General features: G+C 37.4%; 14 protein-coding genes. 9 read left to right on the top strand and 5 right to left on the bottom strand.

Annotated features, from left to right (window positions below):
• Positions 1-1,029 (top strand): YihY/virulence factor BrkB family protein, encoded by a 1,029-nt coding sequence (locus EA772_RS09485; protein ID WP_116169485.1) that lies wholly within the window; start codon positions 1-3, stop codon positions 1,027-1,029.
• 32 nt (positions 1,030-1,061) lie between these two features.
• On the opposite strand, the gene EA772_RS09480 is transcribed toward EA772_RS09485, so the two are convergent.
• From EA772_RS09480 to EA772_RS09470, 3 genes are read right to left on the bottom strand one after another with little or no spacing between them, the layout of a single operon-like run.
• Positions 1,062-2,933 (bottom strand): ATP-binding protein, encoded by a 1,872-nt coding sequence (locus EA772_RS09480; protein ID WP_124912707.1) that lies wholly within the window; start codon positions 2,931-2,933, stop codon positions 1,062-1,064.
• A gap of 2 nt (positions 2,934-2,935) precedes the next feature.
• A complete protein-coding gene (locus tag EA772_RS09475) occupies positions 2,936-3,211 on the bottom strand; it encodes a hypothetical protein (protein WP_124912705.1) in 276 nt (91 codons plus the stop codon).
• 40 nt (positions 3,212-3,251) lie between these two features.
• Positions 3,252-5,120, bottom strand: a complete 1,869-nt coding sequence (locus EA772_RS09470; protein ID WP_010601714.1) for a DNA topoisomerase IV subunit B — start codon at positions 5,118-5,120, stop codon at positions 3,252-3,254.
• Between the two features lie 357 nt (positions 5,121-5,477).
• Between EA772_RS09470 and EA772_RS09465 the strand changes: the two genes are divergently transcribed.
• The 3 genes from EA772_RS09465 (at position 5,478) to EA772_RS09455 (ending at position 10,119) form a co-directional block, all read left to right on the top strand.
• Positions 5,478-6,812: an APC family permease gene (locus EA772_RS09465; protein WP_124912703.1), complete on the top strand. Its 1,335-nt coding sequence runs from the start codon at positions 5,478-5,480 to the stop codon at positions 6,810-6,812.
• A gap of 447 nt (positions 6,813-7,259) precedes the next feature.
• Entirely contained in the window at positions 7,260-8,594 is a 1,335-nt protein-coding gene (locus tag EA772_RS09460) for an MFS transporter (RefSeq protein WP_124912701.1), read from the top strand.
• 223 nt (positions 8,595-8,817) lie between these two features.
• Positions 8,818-10,119 carry a DEAD/DEAH box helicase gene (locus EA772_RS09455; protein ID WP_124912699.1) on the top strand — a complete coding sequence of 434 codons (1,302 nt, stop codon included), beginning with the start codon at positions 8,818-8,820 and terminating at the stop codon, positions 10,117-10,119.
• Between the two features lie 344 nt (positions 10,120-10,463).
• Here the strand turns inward: EA772_RS09455 and leuS are convergent, their stop codons facing one another.
• Together leuS and EA772_RS09445 are read right to left on the bottom strand one after the other, a co-directional pair.
• Complete coding sequence (leuS, locus tag EA772_RS09450; protein WP_124912697.1) at positions 10,464-13,289, bottom strand: leucine--tRNA ligase; 2,826 nt, start codon at positions 13,287-13,289, stop codon at positions 10,464-10,466.
• Between the two features lie 277 nt (positions 13,290-13,566).
• Complete coding sequence (locus EA772_RS09445; RefSeq protein ID WP_124912695.1) at positions 13,567-13,971, bottom strand: hypothetical protein; 405 nt, start codon at positions 13,969-13,971, stop codon at positions 13,567-13,569.
• Between the two features lie 185 nt (positions 13,972-14,156).
• Between EA772_RS09445 and EA772_RS09440 the strand changes: the two genes are divergently transcribed.
• The 5 genes from EA772_RS09440 to EA772_RS09420 all read left to right on the top strand — a co-directional run bounded on the left by EA772_RS09440 (position 14,157) and on the right by EA772_RS09420 (position 17,755).
• Positions 14,157-15,035, top strand: a complete 879-nt coding sequence (locus EA772_RS09440; RefSeq protein ID WP_010600303.1) for an ABC transporter permease — start codon at positions 14,157-14,159, stop codon at positions 15,033-15,035.
• A complete protein-coding gene (locus EA772_RS09435; RefSeq protein WP_010600304.1) occupies positions 15,035-15,265 on the top strand; it encodes a DUF3098 domain-containing protein in 231 nt (76 codons plus the stop codon). The genes EA772_RS09440 and EA772_RS09435 overlap by 1 nt, the downstream gene beginning before the upstream one ends.
• Before the next feature lie 80 nt (positions 15,266-15,345).
• On the top strand, positions 15,346-16,140 hold the full coding sequence (locus EA772_RS09430; protein ID WP_116169478.1) for an undecaprenyl-diphosphate phosphatase: 795 nt from the start codon (positions 15,346-15,348) through the stop codon (positions 16,138-16,140).
• A 26-nt stretch (positions 16,141-16,166) separates the two neighbouring features.
• On the top strand, positions 16,167-16,898 hold the full coding sequence (gene truB / locus EA772_RS09425; protein ID WP_116169477.1) for a tRNA pseudouridine(55) synthase TruB: 732 nt from the start codon (positions 16,167-16,169) through the stop codon (positions 16,896-16,898).
• Positions 16,895-17,755 carry a YitT family protein gene (locus tag EA772_RS09420; RefSeq protein WP_010600307.1) on the top strand — a complete coding sequence of 287 codons (861 nt, stop codon included), beginning with the start codon at positions 16,895-16,897 and terminating at the stop codon, positions 17,753-17,755. The genes truB and EA772_RS09420 overlap by 4 nt, the downstream gene beginning before the upstream one ends.
• Positions 17,756-17,765 lie beyond the last annotated feature (10 nt).

Here is a 17,765-nt window from a genome sequence, read left to right as displayed (position 1 = left end):
ATGAAAGTAATCAAGAAGATCAAGCATTTTTTTATAGCACTTTATCATCTTTTTATAGCAGCCGGAAAGGGTTTTGCTGAAGACAGAATTACTAAACTGAGTGCTTCGTTAGCTTACTATACTATATTTTCACTCACACCATTAATCATCATTATTCTATCGGCTGCTACTATTTTTTTAAGCGATAAAAGTAACACTGATACCCACAATAAGTTCTTCGCCCAGGTTACCGACATGGTTGGTCCTGATGCTGCTTCGCAAATACAAAGTTTTGTGGAGCATTCTACCAAAAGTGGTCAATCAACCATTGGTTTAATTATTGGTATTGCCACCTTGATATTTGGTTCGACAGCAATTTTTATCGAAATACAAGATAGTATTAACCTGATCTGGAAGGTAAAAGCAATTCCAAAAAAAGGCTGGCTAAAAATGATTACCAACAGGCTTTTATCTTTTTCGCTCATTGTTTCGATGGGATTTTTGCTTCTCGTATCGCTTGTGGTAAATAGTGTGGTGGTAGGCCTTGGCGACAAATTGATTTCTTTATTATCAGAAACCGAAATTGATAAGGTAGTACCCGTTGCTGACGATACTATGGCATTGCTCATTTACATCTTAAATAATGTGATTACATTGGCTGCAGTTACGGCAGTTTTTACTGTAATTTTCAAAGTGCTGCCCGATGTAGTCATTAAATGGAAATCGGCTATTATTGGTGCATTATTTACAGCAGTACTTTTTAGCTTGGGTAAATATCTGATTGGCATTTATATCGAAAAAGGAAACCCCGGGTCAGCATTTGGTGCCGCCAGTTCAATTATTGTTATCCTTCTTTGGATTTACTACACTTCTATTATTTTATATTTCGGAGCAGAATTTACACAGGCTTATGCAGAAAAATACGATGGTGGTATTGCCCCAAGTAAATATGCTGTATTTACAAAAATCACAATCGTAGAGAAAAAGGTTGATGTATTACCGCCGCAACATCCCGAAGATACCGTGAACGCACCTGATAAAAGTCTTTAGACGCTAGCCTATTTTTTTTGGCGATAGCTAATTTACTTTCTGATAAACTTCACAATTTTTTCCAGTAACTCCTGTTCCAGAAAAGGCTTTAACACCAGTTCGTCCATTCCGGAAGCTAAGTATTTTTTGCGGTCTTCCTGCATCACGTTCGCCGTAACACCTAAAATTGGTGTAGCCTTTCTGATCACATCTTCGCTGCTTCTAATTTTTTGTGTCAGCTCTATCCCACCCATTTCCGGCATTTGAATATCAGTTAAAATGATGTCATACACGTTTTCACTGAATAACTCAAATGCTTCCTTTCCATTGTATGCTGCATCAAATTCAACTTTGTGTTTTTTCAAAATGGTACTGGCCAGCAAAATATTCAGCATGTTATCATCGGCCAGTAAAACCCGTTTGCCTTCCAAAACCTGAGCTTCAATGCCAAGTGTTGAAACTGGTGCTCCTTCCGTTTCAGGCTTTGCTGCATTCTGGTACGGCAGTTCAAACGAGAAAGTAGAGCCTTTTCTTTCCACACTTTTAACCGAAATAGTTCCACCTTGAAACTCAACAATTTTCTTACAGATGGCTAAACCCAGGCCAGTACCCTGCTGCTTTTCTTTCGTGGAAGAATAGTAAACCTGTGCAAATTCATCAAAGATGATTTTTTGATCTACCTGATTAATCCCCATACCTGTATCGGTGATACTAGCATTTAATTTCGATCCGGTAGCATTATTAGCGATCAAACTTGCGGTTAACATTACTTTTCCTTCGCTGGTAAATTTAATTGCATTGCTTAATAAATTCATCACCACCTGCTTCAGCCTGAGCGGATCTCCTAAAATAAATCTATCGCTGGCAATATCCATATCCATTACAAAACCTATCCCCTTTTTATCAGCCTGGATTTTCATGCTATCAAAAACATCCTTAATCGCAATAGCGGGCGAAAAGGGTACTTGCTCCATAGCAACCTTGCCCGTTTCATATTTCGAAAAATCGAGAATATCATTTACCACATCAAGTAGCATTACAGATGAATTTCTGATGGCTCCAATCTGCTCCCTTTGTTCCGTCTGTAAATCAACTTTAGTTAATTGTTCAGAAAAACCAACAATAGAATTTAGTGGCGTTCTAATCTCATGACTCATATTCGCCAGAAAACGACTTTTTGATAAGGCATACAATGCTGCTTTATCGCTATATTCAATTAATGCTTTTTCATTCTTATAGAAATTAAAAACCATATACAACACAAACAGAACCAAGCCACCCGACAAGAATAGCAAAACCCAGGTAAAGCGATCGAGGTTTTCGACTGTGTTAAATGTTGTATTGCTGACTATTTTTTGCACTGATGCATAATAATCATTTTCACTAATCTTGTATTGCTTTAAACCGTTTACAATAGTCAAAATTAAACGATGATTGACATCGAGCAATTGTTTTTCCTTGGTTTTAAGTTGTTTGTTGGTACGATAAAGCTTTAAATAATAATCATTAATGGCTTTAAGTTGAAGTTTGTTGTAGGCAAGGTTGAGTGAAGAGGTATCGGCTGTAATAATTGTTTTAATAAATGTTAATCTGGAACTGTCAGCAGCAGCAGCCTTAGTTTCTTTGTTATTGATAGCTGCCATGATTCGTCCAAAAAACTTCTTTTTAGGCTGGGCTGTAACTTTTGGCTTTAGCGTGTCAATTCTAACAATACTTTTAAATTGTCTGGCTGTAAAAAGTTTACTTTTCGGATTAATTTTCTCAACATCTTTATCAACTTCGACCGAGAAGTTAATTAAACTGTCTGATAATCTTTTAAGCTGAATGAATTGTGTAGTACGAAGTTTCTTTTGCTTAATCAGCGCATCAAAACTATCTGATGAAAATGCGTGTTCTTTTGCATTTTGCTGCTCAATCGTATCCATAATTAAGGAGATCTCCTAATTTCATCTACAAACTGGTTATAATAATTCCGCTCCCCACTCACCACATACATTCTGCAGCTATTCTCTGCATTGTAAAGTTTAAAGATACAGCTGTCGAGTTTTGTAAAATCATTCTTTACCTGAACAATTTTATTTACCGATTTTAATAGTGGTATTTTAGAAAAATTAACGAATAACCTTGCAGTTATTCCAAAAATGGCTAAAATTAAAAATACAACTATTAAATATTTTCCTGCTGAACTTTTAGTGGGTTTCAATTTGCGTTGATTTAATTCGCGATTACATCAACGCCGAATTTTATGCTACTTCGTCAATTATTTTGGGTTCCTCTTCTACCTCGTCTTTTTCTACACGCAGATTTTTGATGATGTGTTGCTGCCTGTCCGGAGTGTTTTTACCCATGTAGTATTCCAGCAAACTTTTAATGGTTTGATCTTTTAAAATAACAGGATCGAGCCTGATATCTTTACCAATAAACAAACCAAATTCATCAGGAGAAATCTCTCCCAATCCTTTAAAACGAGTAATTTCTGGTTTGTTCCCTAATTTTTCGATGGCATTTCGGCGCTCTTCATCGCTATAACAATAAATGGTTTCCTTTTTATTTCGAACCCTGAACAAAGGGGTTTGTAAAATGTACACATGTCCTGCTTTTACTAAATCAGGGAAAAACTGAAGAAAGAAAGTCATCATCAATAACCTGATGTGCATTCCATCCACATCGGCATCGGTAGCGATCACAATGTTATTGTAGTGCAAACCTTCCAGGCCATCTTCAATGTTTAAAGCGTGTTGCAATAAATTAAATTCTTCATTTTCGTAAACCACTTTTTTGGTAAGCTCATAGCAATTAAGCGGCTTACCTTTTAAGCTGAAAACGGCCTGGCAATCTACATCACGGGATTTTGTGATAGAACCCGAAGCAGAATCTCCCTCAGTAATAAAAAGGGTAGTCTCGTAACGTTTCTCATGCGTAGAATTAAAATGAACCTTACAATCGCGGAGTTTTTTATTATGCAATGAAGCTTTCTTAGCCCTATCGTTTGCCAGTTTTTTAATTCCGGCAATGTCTTTACGCTCTCTTTCTGATTGATTGATACGTTTCAGCAAGGCATCGGCAACATCTGGGTTTTTATGCAGATAATCATCCAATTCCTTTTTAACAAAATCATTAATAAAGGTTGCCACAGATGGCCCCTCAGGTCCCATATTTTGTGAGCCAAGCTTTGTTTTGGTTTGCGATTCGAAAACAGGTTCCTGAACACGAACGGAGATGGCAGCAATAATGGATGAGCGGACATCAGAAGCATCGAATTCTTTTTTGAAAAACTCCCTAACGGTTTTTACCACCGCAGCCCTGAAAGCTGCCTGGTGTGTTCCCCCCTGTGTAGTGTGCTGGCCATTAACAAAAGAATGATAATCTTCTCCATATTGCTGCCCATGTGTCATCGCAATTTCGATATCATTACCAATCATGTGAATAATTGGGTAACGAATTTCTTCTGGCTTATTAAATTTAGAAAGCAAATCATAAAGACCTCTTTCTGAGAAATATTTCTGATTGTTGAAGTTAACTGTAAGGCCGGTATTTAGGAATACATAATTCCAAACCATACTCTCTACAAAATCAGGGATATAATGGTAGTTTCTAAAAATGGTTTCGTCAGGATAAAAGGTTATGGCTGTTCCATTACGCTGCGTGGTATCAATTACCGGTTGTTCGTTTACAATTTCTCCTTTAGAAAACTCAACTTTCTTTGTTTTACCGTCGCGGTAAGATTGTACGGTAAAACTTGTAGACAAAGCATTCACCGCTTTTGTACCCACACCATTTAATCCAACTGATTTTTGAAAGGCATTACTATCGTACTTACCACCAGTGTTTATTTTGCTTACGCAATCAATAACTTTTCCTAACGGAATACCACGACCGTAATCGCGAACGTTTATTTTTTGTTCCGAAACAGTAATTTCGATGGTTTTTCCTGTACCCATCACAAACTCATCGATAGAGTTATCTACAATTTCCTTTAACAAAACATAAATTCCATCATCTTGCGCAGAGCCATCACCAAGCTTACCGATATACATACCGGGGCGTAGTCTGATGTGTTCTTTCCAGTCTAATGATCGAATACTGTCGTCGTTATAAATTACTTCTGCCATAAGGTTGCTTATTTTTTATCAGGTTGTTTGAACTTTGTTTTGATACAAAGCAGCCATACCGAGGGATTTTCGGAGCAAGCTTTAACGTTCAACATGACAAGTATTTAGAATGATTTGATATCGGGAATTTAAAAAATTGTTGGTGTTTAATTTTGCAAATTCCGGGTAGCAAAAATTATTATGCAATAATAGATTTATTCTTTGATGCTCGCAAAATAAAATTTCAACAAAAAGACAGGAAAATTTTGAAAGTAAAATGGATGAAGAACGGATACGAATCCATGCCTATCTATGATCCAGCATCTCACATCACCCATAATTTCCTTATCTTCAACCCGTCAATTTATTATTCCCTTAATGCAACAGAAAAAGCAACTTTCGCTCTTCGATTTATCTATGATTGTGGTCAGTTTAGTAATCGGAATGGGCATTTTTCGCACACCGGTAAATGTGGCCGCAAAAGCTCAAATTCCTGAATTATTTTATCTGGCCTGGTTTATTGGCGGTTTTGTAGCGTTCTGTGGTGCTTTAACTTATGCAGAAATCGGATCTCGTTACCCGGTTACTGGTGGTTACTATAAAATTTTCTCCAAAGCTTACCACCCATCAATTGCTTTTGCCATTAACTGTATTGTATTAATTTCTAGTGCGGCATCGGTAGCAGCAATTTCCATTATAGGCGCTGAATATCTGAGCAAAATTATTTTACCTGTAGAAATGCAGAATGAAACCTATCGTGTAGCAATTGCCATCGCCACAATACTATTGTTTTACCTGATTAATCTGCTAGGCTTAAAAGCGAGCTCTAAAACCCAAAATGTATTAACCATTATTAAAATAGGCTTAATCCTGATCTTAATCTGCGCAATTTTCTTTGCTGAAACCACACAAAGCATTACACCAGCTTTTAAAACCCCAAACAATACTTTGCCAAGCTGGGCAAATTATGGGAAAGCTTTAGGCTTATGTTTGATTGCCGTTTCATTTTCATATGCCGGTTATGCGCAAACCATAAATTTTGGAGGCGAAGTTACCGAAGCGAAAAAAGTAATTCCACGTTCTATCATTATCGGCTTAACGATAATTGTAATCCTTTACATGGCCTTAAACTATGTTTATGTACAGGTTATTGGTTTCGAAGAACTAAAAACTGCTGAAAGTATTGCCGCAATCCTGGCTTCGAAAATATTCGGACCAGCGGGTTTTAAGATGCTTTCAGTAATTATTTTTGTTTCAGTAATGGGTTATGTAAACGTTAATTTATTAAGCAACCCAAGAGCCATGTTTGCTATGGGTGAAGAAGGCGCATTACCAAAAGTATTCGCCAGAATGAACAAAAAAGAGGTAATTAGCGTTAGCTTAACCGTTTTTGCGCTTGTTGCAGTTGTGATAATTTTCTTTGCCAAAACGTTCGATAAAATTTTAAACTACACCATTTTTTTAGAAAGCATCAGCATGGCAAGTTCTGCTGCAACAATTTTTATACTACGAAAACGCACCGCAAACTTAGATAATAAAACCATTTACACGGTTCCGCTTTATCCAATATTGCCAGTAATTTTTATTGCTGCCTATACATTTGTGGCTTTTAGCATTTATGCTGATGACCCAAACGCAGCCCTAAACGGCTTATATATTTTTATTGGTTTTCTAATTATCTATTTTATCAGCAAGGTGTTTATCAGAAAATAAAATCTGTTTAAAAAATTTAGAAAAGCAATGGCAGTGCTCATCGGCTTCGATAGTCCCGCCATACACTACAATCTTTTTGAAATCTATCGCCCTGATTAATTTATTTTTGTGGAAGGGGAACGATGAAGCTATTTACTACTACAATTTTACAAAAAGTATTTTCGTTGCTGTCGGGTTTAAGTGGCAAATTACGCCGCAATAGTTAAATAAAACCCTAAATTGCAGTGCTATTCTGATTGATGAAACTGAGGGATTTAGTTTAAGCGACCAACCGAAAACAGTAAGGTTAACCTGCATAAAACAAACCTGATTGGAGTGAACATCCCGTTAATCTGCAGCAGATTCAGCACAGAAATGCCATCGGGATAAAACGAAAAGCAGGACTATCGCAACCAAATATTACAGGAATTTGCTTTACAAAATAGAAAGTATAATTTTAACCTATTAATGAACAAAACACTCTCACTCAAACAAGAAATTGCTTATGCTGCCGGTATGATTGGCTGGAGTACCATGACGAACATTATCATCGTGATGCTCCCCTATTTTTATCTGCCACCGAGCAATGCTGGTTTGCCGCCGCTGGTTCCCCAACTTGTTTTTTTAGGATTGTTCAATATTTTATCCATCATTGCAGCGTCGGGCAGACTGGTTGACGCGATTTTCGACCCATTTATTGCATCCAGAAGCGATGCAAGTCAAAACCCTAACGGACGAAGAATGCCATTTATGAAATGGGCAATTGTTCCATCGATAATTTTTTGCGGACTGGTTTTTTATCCGATTAATAAAGGAGAAAGTTTGCATAACGCCTGGTGGCTAACCATTACGCTTTGTTTATTTTTTGTTTCGGTTACCACCTATATTATTCCTTATAATGCATTATTGGCGGAGGTGACCAACACGCCAAGACAAAAAGTAAAATTATCAAGCTATCAGCAAGTTGGTTTTGTTATCGGGATTATTCTATCGGCCTGCACCAACAATTTTGCCGATTTGGTTCAAATGAACTTTGTAATTGCTAACCGCAGCGAGGCCGTACAAATTGCCATCTGGGGTCTCTGTATTTTATCTGGTTTGGTGATGTTGCTTCCCGTATATTTCATAAACGAGAAAGAATTTTCTGTGGCTAAACCCACGCATATTCCACTATGGCCAGCCATTAAAAATACTTTTAAGAATAGCAATTTTAAATATTATCTAGTTTCAGATTTTGCCTTTTACACCGCTTTAAGTATTATTTCGAGTGGCTTATTGTATTTCTGTACAGTGCTTTTAGGATTGGATGAATCTCAAGGCGGAAAATTTATGGGCGTTATGGTCTTAGCTTCATTAATTTTTTATCCTGTGGTTAATTTCGGCTCGGCTAAATTTGGCAAAAAACCGTTCGTGCTTTCTGCTTTCGTTGTTTTATGCTTAATATTTGTTACTATTTTTTTCTTAGGCAGATTACCTTTGTTACCTAGCACCCAACTTTACATCCTGGTTTTATCAGCCTCTTTTCCGCTAGCTGCATTAGGAATTTTGCCTAATGCGATCCTGGCCGATATTGCTCAAAAAGATACCGTTGAAAGTGGCGAAAACCACGAAGGGATGTTTTTTGCCGTAAAGTATTTATTTGTAAAGCTTGGGCAAACTTTAGGAATTGCAATATTTGCGATGCTTACCATTTATGGCAAAGACCCTGGAAATGATTTTGGTTTACGTTTAAATGGTATTGTTGGCTTCGGACTTTGCCTTATTGCATTAATTTGTTTTAGCAGGTTTAGGGAAGAGAAATAGTTGAATGATAGAATGATTGAGTGATAGGATGATTGAGTGAAGGAATAACCAACACAAATTCATTCATTCAAAATTCACGCCTTCAATCATTTTATTTATGTATCTTTGCCGCTGAAGCAGGAATAAGGGCTTGCCATTCTAATATGGCATATTCTCTCCGCAAGTTAGTCCTTCAACAATTGATTGTTCTAGCTTCTTCGATAAATATTACAAAAAAACATACATGTTATTCAAAGAATTAAACCTCATTGAGCCAATTTTAAAGGCCCTTGAGAAAGAAGGTTATACACAACCTACACCAATACAGGAGCAATCCATCCCAACAATATTAAAAGGAAAAGATTTATTAGGTTGCGCACAAACAGGTACAGGTAAAACTGCTGCTTTCGCCATCCCGATGTTGCAATTACTGCACGAAAAACACATCAATACTAAAGCAACAAAAAATATAAAAGCTTTGGTTTTAACCCCAACACGTGAGCTTGCCATTCAAATTGAAGAAAGTTTTAAAGCTTACGGTAGTAATTTAAATTTACGTCACTTAGTTATTTTTGGTGGTGTAAACCAACACTCGCAAGTTGAAGCTTTGCGTAAAGGCGTTGATATTTTGGTGGCTACACCCGGTCGTTTATTAGATTTAATGAACCAGGGTTTTATCACTTTAAACACCATCGAACTTTTTGTTTTAGATGAAGCAGATAGAATGTTGGACATGGGTTTTATCCACGATGTGAAAAGAGTGGTGGCCAAGTTGCCTGCAAAACGCCAGACTTTATTTTTCTCGGCTACTATGCCCGATGAAATCCAGAAGCTAGCCAACACCATTTTATCCAGTCCTACGAAAGTAGAAGTTACGCCAATTTCTTCTACTGCAGAAACTATTGTTCAATCGGTTTATTTTGTTGATAAGCCTGATAAAAAGAAGTTATTGATTCATCTTTTAGAAGATAAGAACATTCAAACGGCTTTAGTTTTTACACGTACAAAACATGGTGCAGATCGAATCGTAAAAGATTTAGGTCACTCCGGAATTAAAGCTGCTGCAATTCACGGTAATAAATCGCAAAATGCCCGTCAACGTGCTTTAACAGATTTTAAAGATAGAAAAATACGCGTTTTAGTGGCAACCGATATTGCTGCCCGTGGTATTGATATCGACCAGTTATCTCACGTTTTCAACTTCGAATTACCAAATATTCCAGAGTCCTATGTTCACCGCATTGGTCGTACTGGTCGTGCAGGTGCAAACGGAATTGCCATATCGTTCTGCGATGCGGAAGAAAACGAATATTTACTGGATATCCAGAAACTGATTAAAATTACTTTGCCGATTGTAGATGACCATCCTTATCCTCTAAGCTGGGAAAATATGCTGGCCAAAAACCAGGTTAAACGCAAACCTCAGGTGCAATCGAAAGGTGGCGGTGGTAAAAAAGGTAACGGCGACGGAAACATGAGCGGCAAACCTCGTAATGCGAGTAATAACCGAAGGTTTGGTGGAAATAGAAGAAAAGCTGAAAGGTAAAAGTCTAAAGCAGAAAGACCAAAGCGGAAAGCTGCTTTGCAAATTACTGAAAAACCGAGTTGTAAATTACAGCTCGGTTTTTTTTATCCGTCGGCCGAAGCCGGACGGCAATGAATTGAGCAGTTTCTATCATAAACCTTACATGATCGGTCGTCATTGCGAGGCACGAAGCAATCTTACTACTAAATGTTTATAGCAATTCATTGAGATTGCGTCATAGCTCGCAATGACGGTAGCCCTAAAAGGAAAAACCCAGAATTGACTTTCTCAACTCTGGGTTTATTTTTTACTAAAAATCGCTAGAAAGCTTTTTGCTTTATTCGTTAATCTTTCAGCTTAAAAACTTAAACCACCACATTAATAATCTTTCCTTTTACAAAAATGATTTTCTTAGGTGCTTTGCCATCCAAAAATTTCTGGAATTGTTCATTCGCCAATAAAATCGCTTCCACTTCTGGTTGTGACAATGTTAAACTTAAATTTAAGTTCATTTTCATCTTACCATTGATAGAAACCGGATAAGCAAATTCATCTTCTAACAAATGTTCAGGGTTAAATGTTGGGAAGGCAGTATAAGACAATGTACCTGCATCATTACCCAACTGAACCCAAAGTTCTTCGCAAATGTGTGGCGCATAAGGTGATAAAATTACCACCATATCCCGCAAAATGCTACGTTTATTACATTTTAAATCTGTCAATTCATTTACTGCAATCATAAAACTAGAAACAGAAGTATTGAAAGAGAAACGCTCAATATCATCCTGAACCTTTTTAATAATTTTATGTAATGATTTCAGCTCAGCTTTGGTTGGCTCTGCATCAGAAACCGTGAATTCCCATGCTTCGTTGTGGAATAATCTCCAGAATTTACGCAAGAACTTGAACACACCTTCAATGCCGTTTGTATTCCAAGGTTTACTTTGCTCCAATGGACCTAAAAACATCTCGTACATACGCAAGGTATCGGCTCCATAACGCTCAATCAAATCATCGGGATTAACCACATTGAATTTTGATTTGGACATCTTTTCTACCTCAACACCGCAGATGTATTTTCCACCTTCAAGAATGAATTCTGCGTTAGCGTATTCTTCTCTCCAGGCTTTGAATTTATTTAAATCTAGTGTATCGTTTTCGACGATATTCACATCAACATGCAGTGCTGAAGTTTTATATTCCTTTCTTAATCCGGCAGAAACATAAGTATTTGTTGGTTTGCCATCAGTGTCATTAATTCTATAAACAAAATTACTTCTGCCCTGAATCATGCCTTGATTAATCAATTTCTTGAAAGGCTCTTCCTCTTTGGTATAACCTAAATCTTTCAAAAACTTGTTCCAGAAACGGCTGTACAGTAAGTGGCCAGTAGCGTGTTCAGAACCGCCGATGTATAAATCAACATCTTTCCAATACTCAACAGCTTCTTTTGAAGCAAAATCTGCGTTGTTCTCAGCATCCATATAGCGATACCAGTACCAACTGCTACCTGCCCAACCTGGCATCGTGCTTAATTCGTAATGTCCACCATCTGTCGGCACCCAGTTTTCTGCTCTCGCTAAAGGCGGTTCGCCAGTTTCTGTTGGTAGGTATTTATCAATTTCTGGCAAGATTAAAGGCAATTCTTCCTCCTGAACTAAATAAGGTAAACCATCTTTAAAATAAACCGGAATTGGTTCTCCCCAATAACGCTGACGACCGAAAATTGCATCACGTTGACGGAAATTAACCTTCGCCTTTCCAACATTTTTTTCTTCTAACCAGTTATTCAAAAACGGAACCGCTTCTTTATAAGTCAATCCGTTGATGAAACCTGAATTAATATATTTCCCTTCTTTGGTTGGGTCGGCTTGTACTTCTATTTCTTTTTGGCTATCCAAAATCTGAATAATTGGCAAGTTGAAATGCGTTGCAAATAACCAATCACGTTGGTCGCCACTTGGTACGCCCATAACCGCACCTGTTCCATAACCTGCAAGCACGTAATCGGCGATCCATAACGGAACACGTTCGCCACTTACCGGGTTAATTACATAAGTTCCTGTAAAAGCTCCAGAAACGGTTTTAGTATCCGCCATGCGGTCTAATTCCGATTTCTTTTTAGTTTGAGCAATATAGTTTTCGATATCTTGTTTTTGTTCTGGCGTAGTTAATTCAGCAACCCATTCATGCTCTGGCGCCAAAACTAAATAAGAAACACCGAAAATGGTATCTACACGTGTAGTGAAAACTTCTATATAGTCTGGAGTCGGAAGTCCGGAGTCCAAAGTCTTATTCGTCAATCTTAAATCGTCAATCTTAAATCGAACTGATGCTCCAACACTTTTCCCAATCCAGTTGCGTTGCATTTCTTTAATTGGTTCCGGCCAATCGATGGTATCTAAACCCTGCAAAAGCCTATCAGAATAAGCAGTAATTCTCATGCTCCACTGCATCATTTTCTTCTGCTCAACCGGGAAACCACCACGCTCTGAGAAACCATCTTTCACTTCGTCGTTTGCTAAAACCGTACCCAAAGCCGGGCACCAATTTACCGTACTTTCCCGAAGATAAGTCATGCGGTATTTCAACAACTCGATTTGTTTTTCTTCTTCAGTAAATGTGGCCCAATCGCTCGGTAAGAAAGATTTCACATCTTCATCGCAAACCGCTTTAACATCGGCTGTGCCAGATGCATTGAATTTTTCAATCAGCGTGGTTATATCTTCTGCCCTATCCGTTTCGATGTTATACCACGAATTAAACAACTGCATGAAAATCCACTGCGTCCACTTGTAATAAGATGGTTCACTGGTACGCACTTCACGGCTCCAATCGAAAGAAAAACCAATTTGATCTAACTGGCGACGGTAAGTGGCGATGTTTGCTTCTGTTGTAATTGCCGGATGCTGACCCGTTTGTATCGCATATTGTTCTGCCGGTAGACCAAATGAATCGTAACCCATTGGATGCAAAACGTTAAAACCTTTAAGGCGTTTGTATCTCGAAAAAATGTCTGATGCAATGTAACCCAGTGGATGACCAACGTGTAAACCTGCTCCCGATGGATAGGGAAACATATCTAGCACATAATATTTTGGTTTTTCAGAATTGCTTTCGGCTTTAAATGTTTGATTATCGGCCCAAAACTTCTGCCACTTTTGTTCTATTTCTTTGAATTGGTAATCCATTGCAAGTTTTAAATTTTTAAAGGGGCGAAATTACGGAAATTAAGGGGTTTAGTGAAACATAATTTTTAGCAGCTTCTTGCAGCGAAAACACGGATTTTCACGGAATTCTAATTTTATTTTTTCATCAAAGTAGATTTCAGATCGATCGTCATTGCGAGGCACGAAGCAATCTCATCAAACAGATTGCTTCGTGCCTCGCAATGACGAAGAACCCATAAAAAAAATGCGCCATTGATTTAAAACCAATGGCGCAAGCAAATAATCGGGATTAAGATTTTTATCTGGTTAAGTAATATTTTTTAACGATGTTGGTTTTATCAATTTTGGCGGTAAATTCGAGCTGTGTAGCCGACAATGTAGAAACTGTACAGTAAGAACTTCCTTCTGGGAAAACCATACCAAATTCGTTACCCAATGATGCCGTATAAGTTCCGATGGTACGTTGATTGGTTAAGCTTAATTCAACCTGATCGTCCTGGTTCGATTTGAAATCTATATAATCATTCATGGTATAGTTAAATGTTCCGTTAAGCGCCTGACTGCTATTACCAGATACTTCGATTTTATTAACGGTCCACTTTCCCATTATTCTTGCTTTAAGTGAGGTTTCGTCCTTTTTGCACGAAAATAATGTTGCCGTGACTAGCATTAGCAGACCCAGGAATGTAATTTGTCTTTTCATAGTGATTAATTGTTTTAGGTTGATTTAATAACGCCGTTTATTCAAATTTCGTACCGCTTAGACAAATCCACTTAATATTTTTATGTTTTGTGATGGAACTAATTTTGGCTTTAGGGCGTTAATGATGATAATATTGGTGTTTATCAGGTATAATTTATATTTTCGCAAAAACAAAATTGAAATACATGGAAGAATTCGAAGTAAGTGACGCATCTAAGAAAACCAAAACGGTATACATCTCTACTATTATTAGTATTGCGTTGGTTTTATTAATGCTTGGGCTGCTTGGGTTGGTACTTGTACATGCCAAAAACCTGTCTAACTACGTTAAAGAAAATATCGTTCTAAATATTATTGTTGATGAAGGTGCTAAAGAAACCGATGTTTTAGCGTTCCAAAAAGAATTAAATGCCAATAAAGCGGTAAAACAAACGCAATATGTAAATAAAGAGCTTGCTGCAAGGAATTTAACTCAGGATTTGGGTGAAGATTTTGTTAATTTCTTAGGTTATAATCCGCTCACCTCAACTTTTGATGTTTACTTAAAAGCTGAATACGCAAATAACAAAAGTATTGATGGTTTAAAAGCATCAATTTCAAAAAATCCTGTAGTGAAGGAAGTTGTTTATCAAAGTTCGCTAATTGATATGGTGAACAAAAACATCAACACCATTGGGTTAATTATTTTAGCCTTCGCTGCATTATTACTTGTAATTTCTATTGCATTGATAAACAACACCATACGCTTAGCAATCTATTCTCAAAGATTTTTAATTAAAAGTATGCAGCTGGTTGGTGCAACGAAAAATTTTATCAGACGTCCTTTCTTATTATACGCTGCCTTGCATGGTTTAATTGCAGCCTTTATTGCAATTATAATTTTGCTTGCAACCTTGATATATGCCCGCAAAGAAGTACCTGAGATCATTATATTAAACAACTACAAAGAATTTGGTTTTGTATTTGTTGCGTTGATCATCATCGGAATTTTTATTACAGGCTTAAGTACATGGTTTGCAGTAAGCAGATATTTACGTTTGAAATCTTATAATTTATATAGATAATGGCATTAGAAAAAAAATCAGGTCCTGTAGTTAAGGACGTTAAAAGCGAATTGGTTTTCACTAAGAAAAATTACCAGTTATTGTTAATCAGCATGGCAATTGTTGCTCTTGGTTTTGTTTTAATGATGGGAACTGAAGGCGACATTTATGATTTTAGAAGAACCTTATTGGCTCCGCTTGTGGTATTGTTCGGTTTTGCTTTCGGAATCTACGCCATATTAAAAAAATAAATTATTCTTAAGAATATGAAAATGAGAACGCTTGATTTGATTGGGCGTTCTCTTCATTTTTACGCCACCTAAAAAGCATTATGAACTATTTCGAAGCTGTTATTCTCGCAATAATTGAAGGACTAACTGAATTTTTACCTGTCTCGAGTACGGGGCACATGATCATCGGATCCTCTTTTATGGGCATAGCCAGCGATCCTTTTGTTAAACTGTTTACGGTGGCCATCCAATTAGGTGCCATTTTATCAGTGGTGGTATTGTATTTCAAAAGGTTCTTCAAATCGATTAACTTCTATATTAAACTGATAGTTGCTTTTATTCCTGCGGCAATTTTCGGTTTATTACTCAGCAAAAAAATTGATGAACTTCTGGAAAGTCCGATGGCGGTAGGAATTTCGCTTTTGGTAGGCGGAATTATTCTTTTGTTTGTAGACAAATGGTTTAACAAACCAACCATTAACGAGGAAGAAGATGTTACCTACTTAACGGCCTTAAAGATTGGTTTTTTTCAGTGTATTGCTATGATTCCGGGTGTTTCCCGCTCCGGAGCAACTATTGTAGGTGGTATGAGCCAAAAGCTAAGCAGAAAAGTAGCGGCAGAATTTTCATTTTTTTTAGCCGTACCCACCATGTTTGCCGCCACCGGGAAAAAGCTTTTTGATTTTTATAAAGAAGGAAATACCATCACGCCAGAGCAAACCAATTTATTAATTATCGGAAACGTTGTGGCTTTCATTGTTGCTTTATTAGCGATTAGAAGCTTTATTGGCTACCTTAATAAACATGGTTTTAAAATGTTTGGTTGGTATAGAATAGTAGCGGGTTTGATCATTATCATCTTACTGATGACTGGCCATAACTTACAAATTATATAATCTGTATCTTTGCGCAAAAAAGATTTGTGAGTACAGAAAATTCAAAATTCAAAGATTTCAATTTTGCCGAAGGCGAACTGTTGTTAATTAACAAACCCTACAAATGGACCTCATTTGATGTGGTAGGCAAAATTCGTAATTCTTTAAAGCCCTTAAAACTAAAGGTTGGCCATGCTGGCACACTAGATCCTTTGGCAACTGGTTTGCTGATTATTTGCACCGGTAAACTAACCAAACAGATTGATACTTTTCAGGCAGAAGAAAAAGAATATACAGGTACGATGATTCTGGGCGCCACTACACCATCATTCGATATGGAAACAGAAGTGGATGCCACATTTGATATCAGCAATATTTCAAACGAGGAGATTTACAACGCCTGTAAACCTTTTATTGGAGATATAGAACAATATCCGCCTGCACATTCGGCTGTAAAAGTAAATGGTGAGCGTTTATACGTTAAAGCCAGACTGGGCGAAGAAGTGGAACTGCGCAAGCGTTTTGTAAGCGTACCAGAATTTGAAATTACCCGAATAGAATTACCTGAAGTAGATTTCAGAATTGTTTGCAGCAAGGGTACTTATATCCGCTCTCTCGTATCTGATTTCGGCAAACAACTCAACAGCGGCGCTTACTTATCGAAACTCACGCGTACACGTAGCGGAAACTTTTTGCTGGCCAATTCGTTTGAGGTTCTGGAGCTCGTTAATTATATTCGTAGCAAGAAAGAAGAAGCTAAAACGGAAACGCAGATATGAACAACATCAAAAACCGAAACACACGATTTGTAAAAGAAGTTTTGCTGATCGTAGCTGGCGTAACTTCTGCATGTTTCGGTTTGAAGAGCTTCTTAATGCCAAATGAGTTTATTGATGGTGGAGTAACCGGAATTTCGCTTTTAATCAGCACTTTAACAAAATGGAATCTCTCCTACCTCATTGCAATCATCAACATTCCATTTGTAATTTTAGGCTATAGGCAAATCGGGAAAGCTTTTGCCATCAAAACTGCGATCGCTATTGCAACCCTTGCTGTTGCGCTGATCGTTCTGCCATTTGAGCCTATTACCCACGATAAATTGTTAATTGCTTTTTTCGGCGGATTGTTTCTGGGCGGTGGTATTGGTTTGGCCATGAGAGGCGGTTGTGTGATTGATGGAACCGAGGTATTAGCACTTTACATTAGTAAAAATAGTGTGTTAACAGTTGGCAATATTATTTTGATCCTAAACATCATCATATTTGCTTTCGCTGCGTACTTTTTAAATATCGAAACCGCACTGTATGCCATTTTAACTTATTTATCTGCATCAAGCACTATCGATTTCATCGTTAATGGCTTGGAACAGTACACCGGTGTAACCATTATCTCTGAGCGTCAGGATGACATTAAGAGTTTTATCATAAATGACATGAAACGTGGGGTTACCATCTACAAAGGAGAAGGTGGTTATGGAGAGAAAAAAGACCTCGACATTATTTTTACTGTGGTAACCAAACTCGAAATGAGCAAACTGCAATCGGCCATCAGGCAAATCGATGCTGATGCTTTCGTAATTCAGCAACAAATCGCTGATTTAAAAGGCGGAGTAGTTAAACGCCATTCTTTACATTAATTTTCCCCAT

The sequence above is a fragment of the Pedobacter sp. G11 genome (assembly GCF_003860265.1).
Lineage (GTDB): Bacteria > Bacteroidota > Bacteroidia > Sphingobacteriales > Sphingobacteriaceae > Pedobacter > Pedobacter agri.
Note: the sequence above shows the minus strand (reverse complement) of the source record. Positions and strands in the feature narration are given on the sequence as shown.

Excerpts from the sequence above, each read along its gene's own strand:
- EA772_RS09485 (WP_116169485.1), top strand. The coding sequence starts at position 1 with ATGAAAGTAATCAAGAAGATCAAGCATTTTTTTATAGCACTTTATCAT.
- EA772_RS09480 (WP_124912707.1), bottom strand. The coding sequence starts at position 2,933 with ATGGATACGATTGAGCAGCAAAATGCAAAAGAACACGCATTTTCATCA.
- EA772_RS09470 (WP_010601714.1), bottom strand. The coding sequence starts at position 5,120 with ATGGCAGAAGTAATTTATAACGACGACAGTATTCGATCATTAGACTGG.
- EA772_RS09465 (WP_124912703.1), top strand. The coding sequence starts at position 5,478 with ATGCAACAGAAAAAGCAACTTTCGCTCTTCGATTTATCTATGATTGTG.
- EA772_RS09460 (WP_124912701.1), top strand. The coding sequence starts at position 7,260 with ATGAACAAAACACTCTCACTCAAACAAGAAATTGCTTATGCTGCCGGT.
- EA772_RS09455 (WP_124912699.1), top strand. The coding sequence starts at position 8,818 with ATGTTATTCAAAGAATTAAACCTCATTGAGCCAATTTTAAAGGCCCTT.
- leuS (WP_124912697.1), bottom strand. The coding sequence starts at position 13,289 with ATGGATTACCAATTCAAAGAAATAGAACAAAAGTGGCAGAAGTTTTGG.
- EA772_RS09445 (WP_124912695.1), bottom strand. The coding sequence starts at position 13,971 with ATGAAAAGACAAATTACATTCCTGGGTCTGCTAATGCTAGTCACGGCA.
- EA772_RS09440 (WP_010600303.1), top strand. The coding sequence starts at position 14,157 with ATGGAAGAATTCGAAGTAAGTGACGCATCTAAGAAAACCAAAACGGTA.
- EA772_RS09435 (WP_010600304.1), top strand. The coding sequence starts at position 15,035 with ATGGCATTAGAAAAAAAATCAGGTCCTGTAGTTAAGGACGTTAAAAGC.
- EA772_RS09430 (WP_116169478.1), top strand. The coding sequence starts at position 15,346 with ATGAACTATTTCGAAGCTGTTATTCTCGCAATAATTGAAGGACTAACT.
- EA772_RS09420 (WP_010600307.1), top strand. The coding sequence starts at position 16,895 with ATGAACAACATCAAAAACCGAAACACACGATTTGTAAAAGAAGTTTTG.